The sequence below is a fragment of the Sorangium sp. So ce1504 genome (assembly GCF_051521635.1).
Classification (GTDB): domain Bacteria; phylum Myxococcota_A; class Polyangia; order Polyangiales; family Polyangiaceae; genus Sorangium; species Sorangium cellulosum_B.
Genome location: NZ_CP150365.1, coordinates 6116581 through 6139649, shown reverse-complemented (window position 1 = coordinate 6139649; position 23069 = coordinate 6116581). Strand labels below are relative to the sequence as shown.

Sequence of the window (23069 nt, the reverse complement as noted above, 5' to 3'; positions counted from 1 at the left end):
ACCGCTGACCCGAGCGCGATCCTGACGGCGACGCCCCGCCGGGCAGGAGCTCCGCAGCCCGTCACCCGTCGCGGCGCCGCGGGCTGCTCGACCTCCTCCCGCCGCGGCGCGAGCGCCCCAGCGCGTGGTGGAGCCCGCTCTGGAGCGAGCTCAGCGTGACGATCTCCCGGAGGTCGATGCCGATACCCACCATCGTCTGCGCCACCTCGGGGCCGACGCCGGTGAGGATGACCTCCGCGCCGAGCAGCTTGACCGCCTGGGCCGCTCTGATCAGCGAGTCCGCGATCTCGGCGTCCACCACCGGCACGCCGGTGACGTCGAGGATGACCGTGGCCGCGCGCTGCGCCACCACCCCCTGCAGCAAGCGCTCCAGCAGCTGCTCGATGCGCACCCGGTCGAGCCGCCCGACGAGGGGCATCACCAGGATCCCCGCGTCGAGCGGGATGAGCGGCGTCGAGAGCTCCCGGATGGTCGCCTCCTGCGCGTCGATCATCTGCGCTTGAAGCGCCGCGCGCTCCGCCTCGGCCCGCCGGAGCTCGGTCACGTCGTAGCCCTCGGCGATCAGGAGGACGCTCTGGCCCAGCGTGTCGAGGATCGGCTTCATCTTGAGGTCGAGCGTCGCCACGCGCCCGCCGGGCCCGTGGAGCTTCACCTCGCACGACGACGGCTCGCCCGCCGCCGCCCGGCGGACGCACTCCCTGATCCGCTCCCCTGCGCTCGCTCCGCCGACCCAGAACGGCGCCTGCCAGAGCGGCCCGCCGCGCGCTTCGCCCGGCCGCGCCCCGGTGAAATCGGCCATCGTCCGGTTGCACTCGATCAGGTCCCCGTGCGGGGTGAGCAGGCCGATGAACATCGAGGTCTCGTCGAAGATCGCCCGGAACTTCTGCTCGCTCTCGCGCAGCGCCTGCTCGCGCTTCAGCTGCTCCGTGAGGGGGCGCGAGAAGGCCGAGAAGAACTGCTCATCACCGCTCTGGACGAGGTGAGAGCTCACCTCGACGTCGATCAGGTGGCCGTCCTTGTGGCGGTGCCTCGCGAGGAAGCGGAGCGACCCCTTGGCCTTGATCTCCTCGATGACCATGACGATCTCGTGCGGCGGCCGCGGGTCGATCTGGCCGATGTTCATCGTCAGGAGCTCGCTCCGGTCGTAACCCACGATGCCGGCGAAGGATGGATTGCAGTCGAGGATCTCGCCGTTCATCCCGACGACGTGGAATCCCTCGCCGGCCGCCTGCAGGATCAGCCGCGTCCGTTCCTCCTGGCGCCCCAGCTGCTCATCGAGCCTGTCGATCTCCTTGCGCAATCCGGCGTTCTCCACCCGGAACCGCTCGATGCTGTCCTGATCCGTCTCCACGTTCGCTCTTCCTTCCATCCTTCTGGCCGCCCCCCTCCCACCCCGCCGAGGAGCCGCTCTCCCCTCCCGCGCGTCTCCAACGAACCAGGACGATAGCCGATCCCGGCGTCAAGCCGCGCGCTCGTCGGCTGCCCGGGCGCGTCGGGCGCGCTCGACCGGAGCGGACGAGCTCGACGCACCGCCGCGCTTGTCGCGGCGTGCCGCGACGTGTCGCCGCGGCGTTGCGCCCATGACATCAGCGCGCGACGCGCCTGCGCGATACGAGCACTCGCCCTCAACCTTAGGCCCTCGGCCGGCGCCGGAGCGCGAACGTGCGATGACCTTCCTTGCCCGTGACGCCCACGATGAGCCTCTCCCCGGGGCGCGAGCCCGCCCGGGCGCGGGCGCCGTCGCGCTGAGGTGGCTCGGGGTCGCCGTCGCGGGGGCGGCGCTCTGGAGCACGCTGCGCGGCGCGGATCTCCCGAGCGTCGCGGCGCTCATCGCCTCAGTGGGAGCGCCGATGATGGCGCTCGCCCTCGTCCCCAACCTCGTCGCGCGGCTCTTCCAGGCCGAAGCGAGCCGGCGCGTCTTCGACCTGTGTAACCCCGCGTCCGGGCAGCGCGCGCCGTTCTCCCGGTATCTCGCGCTCACGCTGTCGACCGAGGCGATCACCATGAGCGTCCCCGCCGGCGCCGCCCTCTCCGAGTCGGTCACGTTCTATCTGCTGCACCGGTGGTGCGGGATCCCGGGGCCGCAGGGCGTCGCCGGCATCGCGGCGCGCAGGGCGCTGATCGTCCTCGCGAACGCGGCGTATGTCGCGATCGCCCTCGCGCTCGGCTTTGGCCACCTGGAGCGCGCCTCGCGCCCCCTGATCGGCGGGCCGGGGCTCCCGTGGCTCGTGGTCCTCTCGGGGCTCGGCCTGCTCGCCGTGGCGCTCGCGCTCGGGGGCGCGCTCCTCTCGGGCACGGTCGCGTCGCGGGTCTTCGCGTGGCTCAAGCGCCTGCCCGGCCAGCGCGTGAAGGCCTATATCGACGCGAGGGCCGCGGCCTTCTCCGCGACCGACAGGCACGCGGCCGCGCTCGGGGAGCGTCGCGCTGCGCTCGCCGCGGCGGCGCTGCTGCTGCTCGGGATGTGGCTCGCGGAGGGGGCGGAGACGTACTTCTTCCTCCGGCTCCTCGGGGTCGACGTCTCGCTCTCCGAGGTCTTCTCGTTCGAGGTCGTCCTCGCGCTCCTCCGCGCCGCCGCCTTCATGGTGCCTGCCGGGCTCGGCGTGCAGGACGCCGGCTATGTCGCCTTCCTGACCGCGCTCGGCGTGCCCGCCGCCGCCACGGTGGGCGCCGCCTTTGTCCTCATCAAGCGCGCCAAGGAGCTCGTGTGGATAGCGCTCGGCCTGCTCGTGTTCTTCGGCGGCCGGGCGGCCTTCCGCCCGGCGCCCGCCCCCATGGCGGGAAGCAAGGCGACGAGAGGACGAGACGGTGTGGTGACGAGATGACGAGGCCGTCGCGACGCCGCAAGACCACCACATGTGGCGCGCAGCGAGGCAATTTGTCACACGTCCGACGTCCGCCCTCCGCCTGAATTCCGGGGATTTTGGCCCAGGTGAAGGCGCTCGCCAGCGGCCACAGCCTGGGCATGCTTGCTGCCGTCGAGGTCGGTCATGTCGACCGAGCGCGAGCTGCGCGATGCCACAAAGACAAGAACCCGCGCAGCCCGGCCAGCCGTGGCGCCTTACGTGGTGGGGATCGGCGCTTCGGCGGGGGGGCTCGAGGCGCTCGAGCACTTCTTCGAGAACATCCCGAAGGAGAGCGGGATGGCCTTCGTCGTGGTCCAGCACCTGTCGCCAGACTTCAAGAGCCTGATGGACGAGATCCTCGGGCGCCGCACCGAGCTGCCCATCCACCTCGTCGAGAACGGCATGCCGGTCGAGCCCGACCACATCTATCTGATCCCGCCGAAGAAGGAGATGATCATCTCCGGCGACCGCCTCCTCCTCAGCGAGAGGGACCGCGACCAGGAGCTCGCGCTGCCGATCGACGTGTTCTTTCGATCCCTCGCGCAGGACTGCGGCCCGCGGGCGATCGCCGTGATCCTCTCCGGGGGTGGGAGCGATGGCTCACGGGGGATCCGCGCGGTCCACGAGGCCGGCGGGCTGGTCGTCGTGCAGGACGTCGACAGCGCGCAGTTCGATGGAATGCCGAAGACCGCGCGTGACGCCGGCGTGGCCGACTGCGTCCTGCCTCCCCAGGACATGCCGCGCGTCCTCCTCGAGCACGTGAGGTCCCAGGGGCGCCGGCCGGAGCGGGACGCGGCCAGCGTCGATCAGGGGATGAGCGCGGTCTACAGGATGCTCGAGGAGCAGTTCGGCATCGACTTCACGCACTACAAACCGAGCACGGTCACCCGGCGCATCGAGCGACGAATCCAGCTCGCGCATACGGACGATATCGAACAGTACGTCGAGCGCTTGAAGAGCAAGTCGAGCGAGCTCGACGTGCTCTACCGTGACCTCCTCATCGGCGTGACGCGCTTCTTCCGGAACGAGGAAGCGTTCGGCATCCTCGAGCGCTCGGTGCTCCCCGAGCTCCTGCGAGCGGGACCGCGCGACGCCCCGTTCCGCGTGTGGGTCGCCGGGTGCGCGACGGGCGAAGAGGTCTATTCGCTCGCCATCCTCCTCCACGAGCTCACGCCCCGGAGTGGCCACCGCCCGTTCAAGATCTTCGCGACCGACGTGCACCACGGATCGCTCGAGGTCGCGACGCGCGGGATCTACGAGGAAGAGGCGGTGGTGAACGTCTCGCCCGAGCGTCTCGAGCGGCATTTCATCCGGCGCGGACGCAGCTACCAGATTGTCCCCGATCTCCGCCAGGCGGTCGTCTTCGCGCACCACAACGTGATCAAGGACGCGCCGTTCACGCGCGTCGACTTCATCAGCTGCCGTAACATGCTCATCTACCTCCAGCCGGCGGTGCAGCAGAAGGTCCTGAGCCTCTTTCACTTCGCGCTCAAGCGCGGGGGCGTGGTGCTCCTCGGGCCCAGCGAGACCCCGGGGCACCTCGCGCACGACTTCGAGATCGTCGACAAGCAATGGCGGATCTACCGGAAGTACAGCGACCGGCGGATGCAGGTCGAGCCCCGCTTTCAGCCGGCATCGCCGAAGGGCCAGAGCGCCCCGCGCTCGGGCATCACCGCGCCCGTCGCGCGCCACCCGGCGTCGCACTTGCTCGGGACCTACGACGCGCTGCTCGACGAGTTCATGCCTCCGAGCCTCCTCGTCAATGACGCAGGGGAGCTCGTCCACGCGTTCGGCGGCGCTAGCCGATTCCTGAAGGTCAAGGATGGCAGACAGGGGCTCGACGCCTTCGAGATGCTGGACTGCGACCTCAAGATGGTGCTGATGGGGGGCCTGCAGCGCGTCATCAAGGAGCGCACGGCGATCGTGTTCAAGGGGGTGCAAGCGGAGGGCGGCGTCTACAAGATCACGATGCGCCGGGTCGAGAGCCGACGAGGCACCTTGCCCCACGTCCTCATCACCTTCGACGCGATCGAGGGGGCGCCGCGGCGGGCGGCGATGCCGGAGAAGGAGATCGACCTGGACGACGTATCGCGCGAGCAGCTCGGCGCGCTCGAGGCGGAGCTCGGTTACACGAAGCAGACCTTGCAGGCGATGACCGAGCAGCTCGAGGCGAGCAACGAAGAGCTGCAGGCGGCGAACGAGGAGCTCCTCGCTTCCAACGAGGAGCTGCAGAGCACGAACGAGGAGCTCCAGAGCGTCAACGAGGAGCTCTACTCGGTGAACGCGGAGTACCAGCGGAAGATCGCTGATCTCACCGAGCTCGGAAACGACATGGAGAACCTCCTGTCGAGCACGGACATTGGCACTATCTTCCTCGACAGGGAGCTCAAGATCAGGAAATTCACGCCGCAGATGGCGGAGAGCTTCAACCTGCTCCTGCAGGACGTCGGCAGGCCGATCGAGACGTTCACGTATGCGGTCGATCACCCGGAGCTCACCGCGGATCTCAAGCGCGTGCTCGCGACGGGGGAGCGCGTGGAGCGCGAGCTGCGCGACCGGCACGGTCGCTCGTTCTTTCTTCGCATCCTCCCCTATCGTGCCAAGGGCACCATCGCGGGGGTCGTGCTCACGCTCATCGACGTGAGCGGCCTGAAAGCGGCGGAGGACGCGCTCTTCCACGAGCGCTATCTCCTGAATAGCCTGCTCCGCAGCGTGCCCGACGCGATCTACTTCAAGGACGCGCGCGGCCGGTTCATTCGCACGAACCACGCCATGGCGGAGCGCCTCGGCCTCTCCGATCCGCGCGAAGCGGCGGGTAAGACCGGCTTCGAGCTGCCTGGGTACGAGGCGGCGCTCGCCGTTCATCAGCAGGACGAGGTGGTGCTGCGGACCGGCGAGGCGCAGCATTACAAGCTGGAGAAGCGCGTGCGGCAGGACGGCGCCGTGGAGTGGGACCTCGTCACGCGGCTCCCGCTCATCGATGCGGCGCGCCACATCGTGGGCATCATCGGGATCTTCCGGAGCGTCACCGCGCAAAAGCGATCGGAGGAACAGATCAAGGACGCCGTACGCAGGCGCGACGAGTTCCTCGCCATGCTGTCGCACGAGCTCCGCAACCCTCTCGGCGCGATCGTCCACGCCACGGCGCTGCTCAAGGAAGACTGCTCCACGTCGGACGGCGCGTCCGGGCTCGACGAGAAGGTCGTCCAGATCCTCGAGCGTCAGTCCGCGCAGATGGCGCGCCTGCTCGACGATCTGCTGGAGGCGAGCCGCGTCACGCAGAACAAGATCGAGCTTCGAAAGCGCGTGCTCGACCTCGGCACGGTGGTGAAGGACGCCGCCGACGCGGTTACGAACCTCATGGACACGCGCGGCGTCGATTTCTCGGTCGTGGTCGATCCCGAGCCGATCTGGGTCGAGGGCGACCCTGCGCGGCTCCAGCAGGTTCACGTGAACCTGCTCAACAACGCTGCGAAGTACACGTCGCGAGGGGGGCATGTCACCTTGGAGGCCAAGCGCCTGGACGGACACGCGGTGGTCCGCGTGAAGGACGACGGCGTCGGGATCCCGAAGGAGATGCTCGACACGGTGTTCGAGCTCTTCGTGCAATCGAGCCGCACCCTGGACCGATCGGCGGGAGGGCTCGGCGTGGGGCTCACCCTCGTCCGAGGCCTCGTCGAAAAGCACGGCGGCACCGTGAGCGCGCGGAGCGAGGGAGAGGGCAAAGGGTGCGAGTTCGAGGTGCGGCTGCCGATCTCCGAGCCGTCCTCCGAGCAGGAGGCGACGCGCGGCTCGCTCCTCGCGAAATTCCCCAGGAGATCGCGGGTCGTCGTCGTGGAGGACAACGACGACGGCCGCGAGGCGCTCTGCGCGCTCCTTTCGCGCGCCGGGTTCGAGTGTCATTCGGCGTCTCACGGGATCTCGGGGATCGAGCTCATGGACGAGGTGCTCCCGCACGTGGCCATCGTGGACATCGGGCTGCCGGGGATCGACGGCCTCGAGTTCGCGCGCCGCGTCCGAGAGAAACCCCAGCACAAGAGCGTCTATCTGATCGCGCTCACCGGCTACGGGCAGCAGGGCGACCGCGAGAGGGCGCGGGGAGCCGGGTTTGACGAGCACCTCGTGAAGCCCGTCGATCTCGCCACGCTCAAGCGGCTGCTCGCCGAAGGCGAGCCGGTGACGGGCGAGAGCGGCGCCGGAAGCGCTCGCCCGGCGGGCCCTTCCTGAGCGCCACGCCTCCTCGCCCAGCGACCAGCTCCTTTCGCCTGCGCGCTTCGGTCGGCGCTGGGCGTCAGGCGGCGCCAGCGCGGCTCGACGACCGAGCTGGCCGGCGCCGGCGGGCCGTCAGAGGCATTCGACGAGGCCGTCGTAGAGCGATCGGTCCGTTCCGGGGAGCTCCGCGTCGATCGCCCGACCTGCCGCCGCCGAGAGCGCCTCGACGAGGTCGGTCACGGCCGTGTCCGGGGCGATGGGCATCTCGCAGAGGAAGATCCTCGCGTCTACCTCGACATCGCCCGTGGGAGCCACGATCTCCTCGTTGCTCGCGGCGAGGACCCACACACAGCGGCCTATCGTCCCGGCGTGCGCCTCGACGGAGCAACGGAATCGAAGCGGCTCGTAGTTGCTGAAATCGCCCTCGCAGAAGGTGTCGCCGCACACGACGTCGAAGTCGTCGTTCAGCTCGCGAAGCAGCCCGTACCAGGCGTCGATCTCCTCCGAGCTGGTGAAGTACGACGCGGCGTCGACGAAGCTCTTCGCGCTCGTCGAGCCGGCCGGCGCCGCTGCGTCGTCGTGCTGCGGTGGGGGGCTCTCCGGTGGCTCCGGGGTGGCGCCTTGCGCGGTGGAGCAGGCGAGCGCGAGGACAGGGAGAAGCATGGACATGGCATGACGAACCGACATGGGTGCCTCCATCCGAGCGCGGCGCGTGGCGCCGGCTCGGGCCAGCACGCCGCTTCCGGGCTTCGCGCTGTCCCGCAACGGCGGGGACCAGCGTGAGGTCGGACCTCGCGGCGTTTCGGTGGGCACTTATTGCGAACGGTATGCCGCGGCCTTTTTGCGGGACCTTTGGGCCCTCTCCGCGCTCCGGGACCTGGCGGCCGCCACCCGCGCCGCCAGTTTCGCCAGCTCGGGGCCGTCGCGCGCGGCGCCCAGATCAGGGGAAGGTCAGGATCTCCACCCAGTGCGGACCTCGGCCCACCGGGTACGACGTCGAGGAGGTGAGCCGGCCGCTCTCGCGGTCGATCGCGTGCACACGCACCGCATGCGAGAGCTGCCCGGCGGCGACGAGCCAGCGGCCGCCGGGGTCGATCTGGAAGCCGCGCGGCTGCCGTTCCGTGGGCGCATGCGAGACCAGGCTCAGGCGGCCGGTCGGCGCATCGACGCTGAACCCGGCCAGCGTGCTGGAGGTGCGCTCCGACGTGTAGAGGAAGCGGCCGTCGGGCGTGAGGTGCAGGTCCGCCGCCCAGGGCTTGCCGGAGAAGCCCTCGGGCAGCGTGGAGAGGCTCTGCACCGGCGCCAGCGTCCCGCGCTCGGCGTCGAAGGCCAGGACGTCGACGCGCGCGTCCAGCTCGTTGAGCAGGTAGACGAAGCGCCCGTCGGGAGCGAACGCGAGGTGGCGAGGGCCGGCCTGCGGACGCACAGGCAGCGCCGGCGGATCGTTCGGTGTGAGCTGGCCAGTGGCCGCGTCGAAGCGCCACTGCACCACCACATCCGAGCCGAGGGCGCTGACGAAGACGTAGCGGTTCGACGGATCCACCAGCGTGGCATGCGCATGGCGGCCGGTGAGCAACACCGCGGCAGGCTCGCCCACCGTGCCGTCGCTGCCGATCGGGCTGATGCTGGTCTTGTGGCCGCCGTAGGAGGCGCCGAAGAGATGGCGCCCGCTGCGATCGGTGATGAGGTGCGACATCCTGTCGGGCAGCGGCGCCGCCGACAGCGGCGCGAGCCGTCCGCTCGCCGCGTCGAGCGCGAAGCTCTGCACCGCGTGGGGCTCGGTGCGCAGCGCGACGTAGAGGAAGCGTCGGTCCGGCGACACCGCCAGCGGGCCGGCCTGGCCTTCGATGCCGACGGCCTGTACCAGCGCCAGCGACCCGTCGGCGGGGTCCAGGCGCAGCACCGAGATCTCGCAGCTCTCGGCGTTGGAGACGTAGACGTAGGTGGCGGCTTGGATCATCGCGGCGAAGAGGCTGGAGGGCAGCGCCAGTATCCACCATCCGGCCGGCCTCGCGCCACAGATCCCGCGCCGGGCGGCGCGTCTCCCGGCGTCGCGGCAACGCGCGCCATCGGGCAGGCTCCCGACCTCACAGCGGAAACCCCATGGACGAATCGTGCGAGGACCTGCACGATGCCTCGCCATGGGACGAAAGAAGGCGCATGCTGCGGCGATGAGCCGCTCCCCGCGGGCGTGATGGTCTGTCTCGGCGCATGGGCGCGGAGGTGCAAGGTCCGATGCTGAAATGGCTGCTCGTCGGGCTCGTTGTGTTCCTGGTCTACCGGTTCGCGATGAAGCGGCCGCGTTACGATCGGCTGTTCTCGCCGGACCACCTGATCGAGCTCTCGCGCGGGCTCGGCCGCGCCAAGGACACCGCGCTCAAGCGCCCTGGGGGGGGCCCGCCCGCGGACCCGTTCGCCGAGGGCAATGCGTTCATCACGTCCGCCGACATCGCCGTGGTGTATACCGTCGCCGAGGCCGGCGAGGCCGGACGAGAGCACCACGTCTCGCTCTCGTTCCGCGGCGGCGCTCTCGCTCGCGCCGCCGCGGGATTCCTTGCCGCGGCGCTCTGTCGATTGCTCGGCCTGGGGGAGACGCAGCGCGTGCTCGCGGTCTCGAACAGCGGCGTCTACCATCTGATCTTCCAGGTCCCCGCCGCGGACGAGGCACGATTCGCAGCGCGATCCGTCCCGAAGCTCGATGACGCGTCTGCGCGGAGGCTCGTCGGCGTGGCCATGGAGGATCGGGGTCCGCTGCTCGCGCGCCTCGGCAAGCTCGACCTCAAGGTCCCGAAATGATGTTCTTGCCGGAGCTGAAGGGGAACGAGAATCCTCTATTCGCAGTCGACGAACACGACATCGTAGGCGATGCTCGCCGAGATTCCGGAGACGCTCACGGAGTAGGTGTTACCGGCTTCAGGGTCCCAGCCGTTCGGCACGATGCGGATGGCGTTCGTGGAGCCGTAGCGTCCCTGGAGCGGCTCCACGTCGACGGCCAGCGGGGCTCCGCCGCTCGTGATCGTGACCTCGGCGTTCTCGAGCTCGATGTCCTCGCTCTGAATCGACCAGCCGGTGTCGCTGAGTGAGCTCCAGCGGTCGCCGTACGCCTGCATCGGGAACACCCCGGGCGGAGGCCAGGCCGTCCACTCCTTGCCGGCGCGCCCCGTCCCTCCGATGTTCTGCATGCAGGAGGCGCCGTTCTTGCCGGTCGAGCCGAGGCCGATCGGGCCGAGATCGTTCGCAAGGATGATGCGCCGGTGGCCGAAGGTCGTCTCGTTCCCGGGGTCGATCAAATAGCCCTGAACGCTCGCGACGCCGGGGCCACTCGAGATGTTGCTCGTCCTCGCGCCGTCCGCGCCTGCTTTCGAGTAGCACTTCCAGCTCTCCGGCGGCTCGTGCGAGAGGTCATTGTTCGCGTCCATCATGAGCGCGCAGGCCTGGGCCTGCACGTCGCGGGTGGGCTCGGTCACGACCGGGGGCAGGTCCGCCAGCCAGCGGTACAGGTTGAAGAGCCGGAGCGCGTTCGCTCGACCGTCGGCAGAGATGTCTCCCGGGTCGCACTCGGGATCCAGCGAGCCGCTCCACGTGCCCTCGCTCATGTCGGCGGTGTCGGCGTTGAAGCGCGCGCAGGTGCCTTCCGGCGAGCGATCGCCCGTCTCGGGTGTCGACCCTCCCGAACCCCCCGATGCCGTGCCTGCCGAGCCGCCGCCGCCTGCTCCTGTGCCGACCGCGGACGAACCTCCCGTGGAGCTGCCGCCGGTTCCTCCGGCGCTCGAGGCGTCCGAGCCTGAACCCGCGCCGCCGCTGCTCGCGGTCGTGCCACCCGTCCCGCCCGACCCGGCGGCTGGCGGTGAGCCGCCCGACGAACCTGACGTGCCAGGATCGGCATCTTCGCTGCTGCAGGACGCGGCGGCCGCGACGACGAGCACCGTCGATGCGGCGAGTCGAAAGCGAGGGAAAGCCGTCTTCATGATGGAAGGAAATCCAAACGTCTCGGAAACGTCAAGCGCCAATTGCGGGACCTGCCCCGGGTTGACTGAACATTTTTACGCGAGCCGCCTTCCTCCCGAGAAATGATGCTGTATCGACGACTCGTTCCTGCATCGAAGGGGCCGCGTTGACTCCAAAGCCTGCTGCTCCTGCCGGTCGCGGGGGAGCGCGGCAAGAGATGTCACGGTGAGGGCGTGACGTGTCACGAAGAGAGCGTGACATGTCACGGAGCGAGCGTGACATGTCACGCCCGGCGGCAAGCCCCTCGACCGGCGCCGTCGCGTGAACGGGCCTGAATGCCCTCTTGCAGGTCCTGGCCCGAGGGTTGCTGTTCGATCGCCCGGGTGCCTCGCCGTCACCGGCGAGGCATCGCGGAGAGCCCTGGCGGGAAGCGCGGGAGCGCTCAGCAGAACGCCGCAGCGCGGAAAAGCAGTCTCGATCGGTGTGCGGAGCCTGCTCTTGAAGCGTTTGCTTTCTTGAAACTCGAACAGAGAGCCATCGAGGACCTATGTCGACCTATGTGCCTGGAAGACGACTGACTTCGCGAGCGAGCGAGCCCGGCGGCCAGCGGCTTGGAGCCCTGGTCGCGCTGAAGGTCATCACAATCTCTCTTCTCGGGTGCCTCGGCGAATTGCCGCGAGAGCCCGACGTGGACGGCAGCGAGCTCGACGAGGCCGCGCAGGGCCTCCGCGCCGACGACACGCGGATCCATGCGGCGTCCGAGGAGCCCATCGTGAGCACGGGCGACGGGCACGCCTGCGCCCTGAAGCCGAACGGCGCGGTCGACTGCTGGGGGAACAACACCCACGGCCAGGCCACCGACCCCGGGATGGACGACACCTATCTCCAGGTCAGCGCGGGCGCATGGCACACGTGTGGGGTGAGGACGAACGGCACGGTCCACTGCTGGGGTTACAACGCCGATGGGCAGGCCACGGATCCGCCTGTCACCTGGCCCGAGCACGTCTGGGAGCCGCTGTCTCCCGAGGATACCTACACGCAGGTGAGCGCTGGCCGCTTTCATACCTGCGGCGTGAGGACGGACGGCTCGGTCCACTGCTGGGGGAGCAACCCGGACGGCAGGGCCACGCCTCCAGCGACCGGCCGCTATGTGCAGGTCAGCACGGGCGGATGGCACACGTGCGGGGTAACGGTGTCCGGCACGGTCCACTGCTGGGGGAGCAACGCCCAGGGCCAGGCGGCGGATCCCCCGGTCAGCGACACCTACACCCAGGTCAGCGCGGGCAGCGCGCACACCTGCGGTGTGAGGACGGACGGCACGATCCACTGCTGGGGGCGCAACGTGGAGCTCCAGGCGGCAGATCCCCCACAGAGCGAGACCTATATCCAGGTCAGCGCGGGCGAAGTCCACACCTGCGGGACGAGGAGCGACGGCTCGGTGAACTGCTGGGGGAGCAACGACGACGGCGGCGGGACGGATCCGACGGGGAGCTTCTCCCAGATCAGCACGAACGGCAGAATCACCTGCGGTCTGAAATTGAGCGGCGCAGTGGACTGCTGGGGGGACGATGAGGCTGACCCTGCCGTCGGCTCGATCTTCGGGCGACGCACCGTCACGGTGGGCCTCCACCATTCCTGCGCGCTGACCCCGTCCGGCGCGGTGATCTGCTGGGGGAGCGACAACTTTCTCCAGTCCACGGAGCCGTCCGGTACCTACAAGCAGCTCAGCGCAGGCAACAGCCACACGTGCGGGCTTCGGTACAACGGCACGGTGAACTGCTGGGGCAACAACAGCCACGGCCAGAGCTCGGATCCCACGGGCACCTACAACCAGATCAGCGCAGGCAGCATTCACACCTGCGGTGTCAAGACGGACGGCACGGTCCACTGCTGGGGCGACAACGGCTCGGGCAAGGCGGACGATCCCCCGACCAGCGATACCTACACCCAGGTCAGCGCGGGTGACTTTCACACGTGCGGCGTGAGGACCGACGGCAGGGTGCACTGCTGGGGGCGCAACGACGAAGGCCAGGCCACCGACCCCACGTTCCTGGTCCGCTACACTCAGGTCAGCGCGGGCTACATGCACACCTGCGGGCTGACGACCCATGGCGCCGCGCACTGCTGGGGGAGCGACGCAGAGGACAAGTCCGACAGCCCCGACGGCCCCTTCACTCACGTCACCGCGGGTTTGAGCCACAGCTGCGGGCTGAGGACCGATGGCAGGGTCGAGTGCTGGGGGAGCAACAACCTCGGCCAGACCTCGGCTCCCGAGGGCACCTTCGTCCAGATCGACACGAGAAGGAATCACACCTGCGGCGTGACGGAGAACGGCCTCGTGGCCTGCTGGGGCGACAAGGATGCGGAGAAAACCGCGCCGCCGTCGGAGACGTTCTCTCAGATCAGCACGGGCACCGAGCATGGTTGCGGCGTGAACGCGAGCGGCCTGGCGAGGTGCTGGGGGGACCGCTCGGAGGGCCGGGCCCCGGAGCCTACCGGCACGTTCACTCAGGCCAGCGCAGGCCAGGACCACACCTGCTGGCTGAGGTCGACCGGAGCTGTGGATTGCTTCGGGGACAACGCCTACGGGCAGGTTACCAAGCCCTCCGGCAATTACATCCAGATCGATTCGGGGTTGTTTCACAACTGCGGTGTGAAGACGGACGGCACAGTGAACTGCTGGGGGGACAACACCGCCGATAAAGCCACGGATCCGGGGAGCTCCCTCCACTTCCTCCAGGTCAGCACGGGCGGCGCACACAACTGCGGCGTGAAGACGGACCACAAGGTGCACTGCTGGGGACACAATGGACATGGTCAGTCCACGAACCCCATGGGTGACTTCGTCCAGGTCAGCGCGGGCGGCCTTCACAGCTGCGGTGTGAGGACGGGCGGTACGGTCGACTGCTGGGGGCTCAACGACCAGGGCCAGGCGACGGATCCCCCGTCCTCCGACACCTACACCCAGATCGCCGCGGGCCACCTTCACACCTGCGGCGTGCGGACGAACGGCACGGTGCACTGCTGGGGATACAATGAGGACGGGCAGACCGAGGATCCCGAAGGCACCTTCGTCAGCCTGAGCGCCGGTTACCTGCACACCTGCGGGATGAAGACCGACGGCCGGGTGCACTGCTGGGGGAAGTCCAGCGACGGACGACTCTGGCTCCCGCTCGCGTTCTGAGCACGAGCTGCTGCGTCAATTCCCCCGAACTTGCGCGAGGGCGGCGGCCGGAGCCTCGGCTCCTGGCTCGCGCTGACGATGGTGACGAGTCCCTCGCCGGCGCTGCACGCTCACGCAGCAGAGCGGCGACGGCGGCGGACCACCGCGCCGAGCCCTGCCACGAGCAATCCGACGAGCGCGCCGCCGGGCAGCTGACCACTGGAGGCCACGCTGAAGCTGCACCCACCGTCGTCCGACGCGCTGTCGCCGCCTGTCGTGGTCGGATCGCTGTCTCCGGAAGCGGTGCTTCCACTCGCGTTGCTCGTCGAGCCGCCCGTGGTGGCTCCGCCGGTGCCTTGCGCCGCGCCTCCGGTGGTCGCTCCGCTACCCGTGCTGCCGCTCGCGTCGCCACCTGTGCCTGAAGTGGCGCCGTTTGCGCTGCCACCTTGGCCACCTGCGCCGGAGGCGCTGCCACCTTGGCCACCTGCGCCGGAGGCGCTGCTGCCTCCGCCTGACGCGTCGCTGCCTCCGGTTCCATCAGCGCCGCCCGCGCCTTCTCCGGTGGACGGAGCGTCCATGTCCAGCCCGAAGAAGCGCACGGCGTCGGCCCACAAGCCTCGCCCGGAGAGATCGTGCGGGGCGCCTTGCGCGTAGTTCGACTCGAGGACGGGCGTCCCCGCAGCATTCGTGAAGGAGGCCCGATTCCAGGTATCCGGGGAACCCTTGAAGGTGCTCGTCTTGCTGTCGGAGTGACTCAGGCCCAAGACGTCCGACCACTGGCTGACCTCGGCAGCGAAGTTCGGCTCGTAGTTGAGGGTGGTGTCAGCCGTTCCGTGCCAGAGCTGCACCCGAGGCCGTGCGCCGGTGAAGTTCGGGCTCGCCTTGCGCACGATGTCACCCCACTGGGCAGCGGTCCTGTTGGCAGGGGTCGTCCAGCCATAGGCGTTGCCTCCCGTCCAGGCGCCAGCGGGAACACCAGCCAGCACCGAACCCCCGGCGAACACGTCGGGGTAGGCGGCGAGGAGCGCATTCGTCATGCAAGCGCCGGAGGACGCCCCCGCAGCGAAGACGCGGGTCGGATCGGCGTGGTGCTGCGTGATGGCGTACTGGACCATCTTGGTGATGGCCTCTCGCTCACCGCTGCGCGCGGGCGTCGCGTCAAAGCAGTTGCCGCCTGCCTGCGGAGTGATGATGAGGAAGCCGTGCTGATCCGCCAGACCCTGGAACCAGCCGTGAGCGTTTCCTGCGTTCCCGCTGCAGTAGTGCAGCGAGACCACGACCCCCGGCGAAGCGTCGACCTTGTCCGGGACGTAGAGGTCCATGGGCGTGTTCCCGCCGTAGTTGACCCGGGTCTGCCACGAAGCCGCCAATGACGGCGAAATCGTGAGCAACACGGTTGCGAGGGAAGCAGCGGCGGGAGCGACGAATCGAAGGGTGGTGGTCATTGGCTACCTCGCTATCGCTATATCAATAACAGTCGAGGGGTAGAACAGAAATCGAGGCGCGTAGTCGAGACAAGCTTGATCGCTGGGCGAGGAGGTGTGTCGTTTCGTAACAATCGGTGGGAGTGTGTCATTTCGTAACAATCGGTGGAAGGAATGGAAGGGCCCGTCAGCGCCGCGGCCATCGCTGAAGATTCGGTCGTCGTCGCGCTGCTCCCGACGGGTCGCGACCCGTCGGGTAGGAGCGGTCGCGACAGGACACGAAAGGCCAATCCATGGCAGCGCTGCCCGGCTGAGGCCGGCGCAGCGGAAAATTGCATGAGCCTCTGACCGTGACGTGGCATAGTGGATGCCCTTCTTCCGCCCTGGCCTGCCATGTCGAGCCCTGACGAGACCACGATTGCCCCCGGGGATGTCCTCCTCGGCAAGTATCGCGTGGAGAGCGTCCTCGGACGGGGCGCCATGGGGCTCGTCGTCGCCGCGCGCCACCTCGCCCTCGACGAGCGCGTCGCGATCAAGGTGCTGTTGCCGAAGTACGTGCGGGATCCGGAGATCCTCCAGCGCTTTCTGAGGGAGGGGCGCGCCGCCGTGCGCGTCCGCAGCCAGCACGTCGTGCGCGTCGCCGACGTCGGCACGCTCGAGAGCGGCGCGCCGTACATGGTGATGGATCACCTCGAGGGGAGGGACCTCGCCGCCGTGCTCGCGGAGAGCGGGCGCCTCGCGGTGCCCGTGGCCGTCGAGCTGGTGCTCCAGGTCTGCGAGGCGCTCGCGGAGGCGCACGCGCAAGGCATCGTTCACCGGGACGTGAAGCCGAGCAACCTGTTCGTCACGCGGAACGCGGACGGCTCGCCGTGCGTCAAGGTGCTCGACTTCGGGATCTCCAAGATGACGCACGCGGAGGACCACGCGTTGACGCGGGTGGGGGGAGTGCTCGGCTCGCCCCTCTACATGTCCCCCGAGCAGCTCCGCTCCTCGAGCGACGTCGACGGCCGCGCGGACATCTATTCGCTGGGCGTCGTCCTCTTCGAGCTGCTCACGGGGCGAACGCCGTTCTTCGCGCACGAGCTCGCGCAGCTCGTCTACCTGGTCACGCAGGGGGAGCCGCAGCGGCCGCGCGCCCTCCGCCCGGACCTCCCGGAGCCGCTGGAGCAGGTGATCCTCGCGGCGATCGCGCGTGATCGCGATCGCCGGTTCCCGACCGTCGCGGATCTCGCGCTCGCGCTGGTGCCGTTCGCTCCGCCGCACGCGCGCGCGGCGGCCGAGCGCCTGTTCGGCGCGCTGCGCGGCGCGCTCCCGGCCGGGGCCCTGCCGCCCGGCGCTGCTCGCACGGCCACGGCGGTCACTGCGGCCGGGGCGACGCTCCCCGCGTCGACCGTGCCCCTCGGCGGGGGAGCGCTCACCATCGCGCCGCTCGGTACGACGAACCGCAAGCCAGCGTCGCGCGAGAAGCGCGCCGCCGCGATCGGGCTCGGCCTTGCGCTCGTGAGCGGCGGCCTGCTCCTCTGGCGCCTGTCGGACCGAGCCCCGCGCGACATCGAGCGCGAGACGGCGTCGTCGGCGGGCCCTCAGGGCGCGGTCCCGGAGCCGCGCCCCGCGCAGCCGAGCGCCGGGCCGGAGCCGCGCCCCGCGCAGCCGAGCGCCGCGCCGGACGCGGCCATCGAGCCGGCCGCCAGCGCCGTGCCGCCGCCCAGCGCCGCTCCCGGCGCGTCGGCCGAGGGGCCGCCGCCCGAGGCGCGCGCCGCCGCCCCCGGCGCCCCCGCCGCGCAGAGGCCCGCGAGGCCGGGCGGCTCGGCGCAGCCGGCGAAGCGCGGCGCGCCGCAGGGGAAGCGGCCCTCCAGCGCCGACCCGTTCTCGCGCGATGTCTTCTGATACCTTCGCCGACACGATGACGCCGCCGCAGACGAAAGGCCGACCGAAGCGCGGGCGCGCCGCGCGTCTCTGCGCGATCGGCATCGGCCTGGCCGCGGCGATCGCGGGCGGGCGCGCGGCGAGGGCCGAGGACAAGGCGGGCGCCGTGGCGCTGTTCCGGGAGGCGGGAGCGCTCGTCGACGCTGGCCAGGCGTCGCGCGCCTGCCCCAAGTACGAGGAGAGCCTGCGCCTCTACGACAGCGTCAACACCCGCTATTTCCTCGCCGATTGCTACGAGCGCATCGGCAAGATGGCCTCCGCGTGGGCGCACTTCCTCGAGGTCGCCGCGCGGGTGCACGCGAGCGGTGACCGGGAGAAGGAGGCGAAGGCGCGCGAGCGCGCGGCGGCCGTCCAGCCGAAGGTCTCGCGCCTCTCGGTGGTCGTCGAGGCCGCGAGCACGCCGGGCCTCGAGGTGAAGCGCGACGGCACGCCGGTCGGCCCCGGCCAGTGGGGCGTGCCCATGCCGGTCGACGCGGGGACCCACGTGATCCAGGCGAGCGCGCCGGGCAAGCGGGCGTGGACGGCGCAGGTCGAGGTGAAGCCGGGCGGCGTGACCTCGACCCTCGTCGTGCGCGCGCTGGAGGACGATCCCGCGTCGAGCGACGCGGGCGGCGCGGGGGATGGCCGCCGCACGATCGCGCTCGTCACGGCAGGCGCGGGGGTCGTCGCCGTCGGCGTCGGGGCGGGGCTCGGCTTCGCGGCGAAGTCGAGGTTCGACGAGTCGCGCCCGTTCTGCAACGGCGACCGCTGCGATCGGCGCGGCATGGACATCCGCGGCAGCGCCGTGGCGCGCGCGAACGTCGCGACCGTGGTCTTCGGCGTCGGCCTCGCGGCCATCGCCGGCGGCGGCGTGCTGTGGCTCACCGCGAAGGGCTCGACCCAGGGCGCGTCGCTCGGGCTTTCGCCCGCGCTGGGCGGCGCGCTCGTGCAAGGCAGCTTCTGATGCGCTTCCAGGTGCTCACGGTCGCCCTCTGCGCGTCGGTGTCGCTGAGCGGATGCGGCCTCGTCCTTGGCATCTCGCCCGGCGAATACGACCCGGATCCGTTCGGCATCGATGACGGCGCCGGGGGAGCCGGCGGCTCGGACGAGGGGGCGGGCGGCGCCGGCGGATCGGGCGGCTCGGACGCGGAGCCCGAGCTCCCTGCCTGCACCGCGCTCCTCGACGACCTGGAGGACGGCGACGGCGCGATCCTCCGGTGCAAGGACCGTGTCGGCAGCTGGTACACGTACAACGACGGCACCCGGGGCGGCGCGCAGACCCCTCTGCCCGGCCGCCCGTTCGTACCGGTCTCGCCCGGGCACGACCCGAGCGAGTACGCCGCTCACGTCGCGGGGAGCGGCTTCCTCTCGAGGGGGGCCGGCATGGGGTTCGACCTGAACTTCGCCCCAGGGGGCGCGAAGCTCACCTACGACGCTTCTGCCTACTCGGGCCTGACCTTCTGGGCCAAGGCGGCGGCGCCGACGCACATCTACGTGAACTTCCCGGACCGCAACACCGATCGCGAGGGCGGCGTGTGTGAAGGCTCCGGCTGCGGCGACCACTTCGGCGAGGGGATCGACATCACGACCGAGTGGGCGCAGTACACGGTCATGTTCGATATCCTCAGCACGGACGGCTGGGGCGTGCCTGCGCCCCCGGCGTTCGACGCTGCGCACGCTTACTCGATCGAGTTCCACACGGCGAAGTCGACCGTGTTCGACATGCTCGTGGACGACATCGCGTTCGTCCCGTGAATAAGCCCGCCCCCCACCTCGGTCACGATCACGTTCGTGAGCCATGGTGGGGGCGTGGTCTGAGCGCGACCGAACGAGCTCGGTGAACCCCGATGCCCTCGAGCAGGCGGCTGCCTATTCGTCGGTGACGTGCATGACGCGGTTGCTGTTCATGTGGATGAGGATGGCGGTGTCGGTCGCGGGATGGGTGTCCAGTTGAAGTGACGGGTTATAGCCCGCGGCGGTGGGCGTGACCGTGCCGGTGGTGCTCCACCCGCTCGTTCCCCGCCTGGCCAGCCAGGGCGCTGAGCCCTTTCTGTAGGCGATCTGCGGGTTGAAGGCGTCATCGATCACCAGGGATAGATAGGAACCCTGAACCGCCGTGTCGACGGTGCTCACCGTCCAGTTCCCGGTCAAGAAGCTCCACGAGGCGGACTTCAAATCATTGTTGCTCGTGTACACGATCTCGCGACGGAGCGACCTGGCGTCCATCGACGCGTAGCCCCCGCCGTTCGCGTCGATCAGGGTGGTCGTCCAGGTGCCGAGAGAGGGCCCGACGAACCGGCTCACCTGCACCCCGACCGAGCTCTCGGCGAAGGCGACGAGCGGCGTCCCGCCATCGAGGGCGATCGCGTCGGAGGCCAGCCTGATCTGGTTCGTGTTCGCCTTGATCGTCCCGGTGAACCACGGATTTCCGCCGGTCTTCCGCGCGTGTTTCAGGCTCCGGACGCCAGCGCTCGTCTCCGTGGTGTAGACGACATAGACGATGTAATCCTGGATCCCCGAGTCGTACCTGACCTCGATCGAGGGGGTACGAACCACATCGACGGAGTCGACCGTCTCGCAGTCCCACTGGCTGAGGACGCCGCAGTTGCCGGCGTTTCCGCCGACCCGCCTTGCGACCTTCAGACGATACGTGTCGACGTCGACGTACGCGATGAACTCGGTGCCGTCCTCCTTGCCGATGGTCATCGAGAGGCCGTTGAGGAAGTTCACGGATTCGTCGACCGTCTCTATCACCCAGGGCAGCCATCCGAAGGGGAAGCCGACGTTGGCCTCCCGGCGGGCGACCATGACGACGTCGCCGGTGGTGTCGCTGTAGGCGACGCTGTGCCACTTGCTCCAGGCCCCCCCTCCCCAGTCCCTCCACGCATAGCCCTGCGCCGTGTGTCCGACCGCGCTGGTGCCGGGGATCGGCGACGTGGACCACGCCATCGCCTCGGAGCCCACCAGCAAGACGGCCGCCGCCATCGTGAACCGAATTCCTCTGAGCATGACCCGTCAACCTCCCATTGCATCACGGTGCAAGAAAGCCAGACGGAGCGCCGCCCCGTCGACACGGGGCATTGGCAAGCTGCATGCCAGAGAAGCGAACCTCTCTCGACATCCAAGCACGAAGGGGGCCTCCCGACGGGCCGCGAGCGCATCGTCCTCGCGTTCGCGGCTCTGGCATCCGTGCGCATCGAGCGCGCCTGCCGGATCCGTGACATGTCACGTGACATGTCACAGGACATGTCACGATATCGAACGCTCGAGATGGCGCCGTGGTGCCTGATGCCCGACCGCGTGCGCGTCCGCGCCGCGCTCGGCGCTGCGCTGGCAGCGCCGGAGCTCGACGCACCCGCCCCGCTCGCGGACGTCCAGGGGCCGTCCATCGTGCCGGCGGCTCGCCCCGGGAAACGCGCGCCGAGGAGGTGCAGGCGGGCGGCGCGACGGCGCCGGCTCACATCGCGGTGATCGCGATGTTGTCGACGAGGACCGGATCGCCGGTCGAGACGCGGATCTGCAGGTTGTTGTCGTCCGACGGCGGGGTGAACGTCGCCGAGCAGGTGGTGCTCCATGCGCTCGAGGGCGAGAAGCTCGTCCACATCACCTGGGCGCCGCCGCTCACGACGCGGAGCTCGGCCTGGGAAGACCCGCTCGCGGTGGTCCTGCGCGCGTCGAAGCAGATCTGGTAGGGCCGCCCCGCGGCCAGCGCGAGCTGGCGGTTGCGCACCGGGTAGCCCGTCGCGCTCTGCGTCACGCGGACCGCCCAGTTGGGCGTGCCCGTCACCCGCCCGTCAGGGACCACCTGCGCCCGGCTCCCGTCGACGTCGTTGCGCCAGTTCGTGCGCTTGTCGAAGGTGTCGAAGTTCATGACGGCGGTGCTCTTCACCACGCTCGGCGCGGACACGAGGATGTCCGCGGTCCCGTACACGCCGAGCCCGAGCGTGAGCCCGTCGGACGGGGCGTTCACCTCGAACGTGTGCATCTGCCAGCCCGATCCCACGGTGTTCGCCACATACTCGCCCCCGACCCACGTCGTGCCGCTCTTCAGCCCCACCCACAGCGAGCTCGAGTACTGGCTCGCCTGCGTGTAGGTCATGAGCGTGATCCGGTAGCTGCCCGCGGCCAGGTTCAGCTTGCCGTGCGAGAGCGCGTCGGCGTAGCCCGCGCCGGTCGTGCGGTTGATGCGCGCCCACCGGTTCGTCACGTCGAGGGTCGCGAGCGCGGTGAGGTCCCAGAGCGCGTTGCGGCGCACGCTGTCGAAGCCGAGGTTATACCAGTCGCGCCGCGCCTCGCCGCGCAGCCGCTCGAGGTCGCGCTGGATGTCGAACTCCCAGTCGAGCTCCTTGTCCGCCCAGCCGTAGTAGTTGGCCGGGGTGAGGCCGAGGCTCGTGACGAGCGAGACGTTGACCGTGGGGCCCTGGGCCGCGGGGTCGAAGCTCGGGTTGACGTAACCCCAGAAGAGCAGATCGCGCATCGAGAGGGCGTTGCGGCCCCAGCACCCCCCGGAGCACGCCGTGGAGAGCGGGGCGATGATCATCTTGCCGTTCGCCGCGTTGAAATGGGGCGAGCCGCTCATGCCACCTTCCCCCCAGACGTTCATCTCGACGCCGGTGTTCGGCGCCGAGGCCGGGGTGAACCAGTGCCCCGCGCCGGTGACGCTCGTGACCTGGCCGTTCGCGTACATGCGCGTGTCGAAGGGGAGGCTGCCGTTCTGCTGGTTGTTCGCCGAGATGCTGTAGATCTGCTGTCCGACGACGGGCGGCGACACGTCGAAATCGACGTAGCCGTACTTGTCGCCCGGGTTCTCGCCGGCGGCGTTCGGCCAGCAGAAGAAGAGCACGCCGTCCGTGTCGTTGAACGTCTGCTCCATCGCGTCGCACGTGAAGGCCTCCGTGTCCGACGCGGCCGTGCTGCCGTTCCGGTACGTGCGGAAGGTGATGGTCGTCGGCCCACCCCCGCAGTGGGCCGCGCTGAAGAAGACGTTCGGGCCGATCATCACGCCGTTGCAGTAGCCGCCCAGCGACGCCTCCGCGAACTGGCTCACCGCGACGTCCGGGTTCGTGGTGTAAAGGCTGGCGGCGTTGACGATCCGCTGGTTCGGGCCGAGCGTCATCTCGGCGGCGAGCGCGCTCTCGGCCTCTCCGACCGGCTCGTCGTCGAGCTCATCGACGCCGGCGGTCGCGGCGCAGCCGGTGGTGACAAGGATTCCGAGGAACGGTGCGGTGCGGAAGAAGTGCTTCGACATGGTCGTCTCCGTGGGCTCCTGCGCGCTCGCGCGGCGCCGCGGCGCTGGCTGGCTGACACGCAGCGACGCGCCTGGATCGCTGTGCGTTCGACGCCCGGCCAAGCAACCGATATGCCGCCCGCGAACCGTGGAATCCGCGTTGCTGTCGGCTAGTTTGTCGCGCGCCCGTCACTCCGCGCCGCGCGGGTGTGGCCTGCGCGACCACAGGCCGGCGGCGCCCCGTCTCGACGTCCGTTGGCGGTCGCAGGGGCCTCGTGCCGCGTCGCCGAGGACGCGCTTGCGGTGCCGAACCGGCGCGAGCCGCCGGAGCCCCGCGATGCGGCTAC

Annotated in this window: 14 protein-coding genes; 7 read left to right on the top strand and 7 right to left on the bottom strand. The window is 69.8% G+C overall.

Annotated elements, in window-relative coordinates; genetic code table 11:
* Positions 1-61 precede the first annotated feature (61 nt).
* A complete protein-coding gene (locus tag WMF39_RS23025) occupies positions 62-1351 on the bottom strand; it encodes a PAS domain S-box protein (RefSeq protein ID WP_437747606.1) in 1290 nt (429 codons plus the stop codon).
* Between the two features lie 316 nt (positions 1352-1667).
* On the opposite strand from WMF39_RS23025, the gene WMF39_RS23020 reads away from it, so the two are divergent.
* Both WMF39_RS23020 and WMF39_RS23015 read left to right on the top strand, forming a co-directional pair.
* Entirely contained in the window at positions 1668-2822 is a 1155-nt protein-coding gene (locus tag WMF39_RS23020; protein ID WP_437747605.1) for a lysylphosphatidylglycerol synthase transmembrane domain-containing protein, read from the top strand.
* Positions 2823-3050: 228 nt separating this feature from the next.
* Complete coding sequence (locus WMF39_RS23015) at positions 3051-7070, top strand: chemotaxis protein CheB (RefSeq protein WP_437747604.1); 4020 nt, start codon at positions 3051-3053, stop codon at positions 7068-7070.
* Between the two features lie 117 nt (positions 7071-7187).
* Here WMF39_RS23015 and WMF39_RS23010 read toward each other — a convergent pair whose 3' ends face one another.
* Positions 7188-7742, bottom strand: coding sequence for a hypothetical protein (locus tag WMF39_RS23010; RefSeq protein ID WP_437747603.1), 555 nt, complete (start codon positions 7740-7742; stop codon positions 7188-7190).
* 253 nt (positions 7743-7995) lie between these two features.
* On the bottom strand, positions 7996-9015 hold the full coding sequence (locus WMF39_RS23005) for a lactonase family protein (RefSeq protein ID WP_437747602.1): 1020 nt from the start codon (positions 9013-9015) through the stop codon (positions 7996-7998).
* A gap of 275 nt (positions 9016-9290) precedes the next feature.
* Between WMF39_RS23005 and WMF39_RS23000 the strand changes: the two genes are divergently transcribed.
* Positions 9291-9851, top strand: a complete 561-nt coding sequence (locus WMF39_RS23000; RefSeq protein WP_437747601.1) for a hypothetical protein — start codon at positions 9291-9293, stop codon at positions 9849-9851.
* 35 nt (positions 9852-9886) lie between these two features.
* Here WMF39_RS23000 and WMF39_RS22995 read toward each other — a convergent pair whose 3' ends face one another.
* Positions 9887-11023 carry a CAP domain-containing protein gene (locus tag WMF39_RS22995; RefSeq protein WP_437747600.1) on the bottom strand — a complete coding sequence of 379 codons (1137 nt, stop codon included), beginning with the start codon at positions 11021-11023 and terminating at the stop codon, positions 9887-9889.
* Positions 11024-11691: 668 nt separating this feature from the next.
* Here WMF39_RS22995 and WMF39_RS22990 point away from each other — a divergent pair.
* Positions 11692-14187 carry an RTX toxin gene (locus WMF39_RS22990; protein ID WP_437747599.1) on the top strand — a complete coding sequence of 832 codons (2496 nt, stop codon included), beginning with the start codon at positions 11692-11694 and terminating at the stop codon, positions 14185-14187.
* A gap of 110 nt (positions 14188-14297) precedes the next feature.
* Here WMF39_RS22990 and WMF39_RS22985 read toward each other — a convergent pair whose 3' ends face one another.
* Positions 14298-15560 carry an extracellular catalytic domain type 1 short-chain-length polyhydroxyalkanoate depolymerase gene (locus tag WMF39_RS22985; RefSeq protein ID WP_437747598.1) on the bottom strand — a complete coding sequence of 421 codons (1263 nt, stop codon included), beginning with the start codon at positions 15558-15560 and terminating at the stop codon, positions 14298-14300.
* Between the two features lie 423 nt (positions 15561-15983).
* Here WMF39_RS22985 and WMF39_RS22980 point away from each other — a divergent pair, with 423 nt between their 5' ends.
* Genes WMF39_RS22980 through WMF39_RS22970 form a run of 3 tightly spaced genes read left to right on the top strand, consistent with a single transcriptional unit; the run spans position 15984 to position 19250 of the window.
* Complete coding sequence (locus WMF39_RS22980) at positions 15984-17477, top strand: protein kinase domain-containing protein (protein WP_437747597.1); 1494 nt, start codon at positions 15984-15986, stop codon at positions 17475-17477.
* On the top strand, positions 17467-18459 hold the full coding sequence (locus tag WMF39_RS22975; protein WP_437747596.1) for a hypothetical protein: 993 nt from the start codon (positions 17467-17469) through the stop codon (positions 18457-18459). The genes WMF39_RS22980 and WMF39_RS22975 overlap by 11 nt, the downstream gene beginning before the upstream one ends.
* A complete protein-coding gene (locus tag WMF39_RS22970; protein WP_437747595.1) occupies positions 18459-19250 on the top strand; it encodes a hypothetical protein in 792 nt (263 codons plus the stop codon). The genes WMF39_RS22975 and WMF39_RS22970 overlap by 1 nt, the downstream gene beginning before the upstream one ends.
* A gap of 114 nt (positions 19251-19364) precedes the next feature.
* Here WMF39_RS22970 and WMF39_RS22965 read toward each other — a convergent pair whose 3' ends face one another.
* Complete coding sequence (locus WMF39_RS22965) at positions 19365-20504, bottom strand: hypothetical protein (protein ID WP_437747594.1); 1140 nt, start codon at positions 20502-20504, stop codon at positions 19365-19367.
* 448 nt (positions 20505-20952) lie between these two features.
* The gene (locus WMF39_RS22960; RefSeq protein WP_437747593.1) at positions 20953-22743 is read right to left on the bottom strand and encodes a trypsin-like serine peptidase; all 1791 of its coding nucleotides are present in this window, start codon (positions 22741-22743) and stop codon (positions 20953-20955) included.
* Positions 22744-23069: the final 326 nt, after the last annotated feature.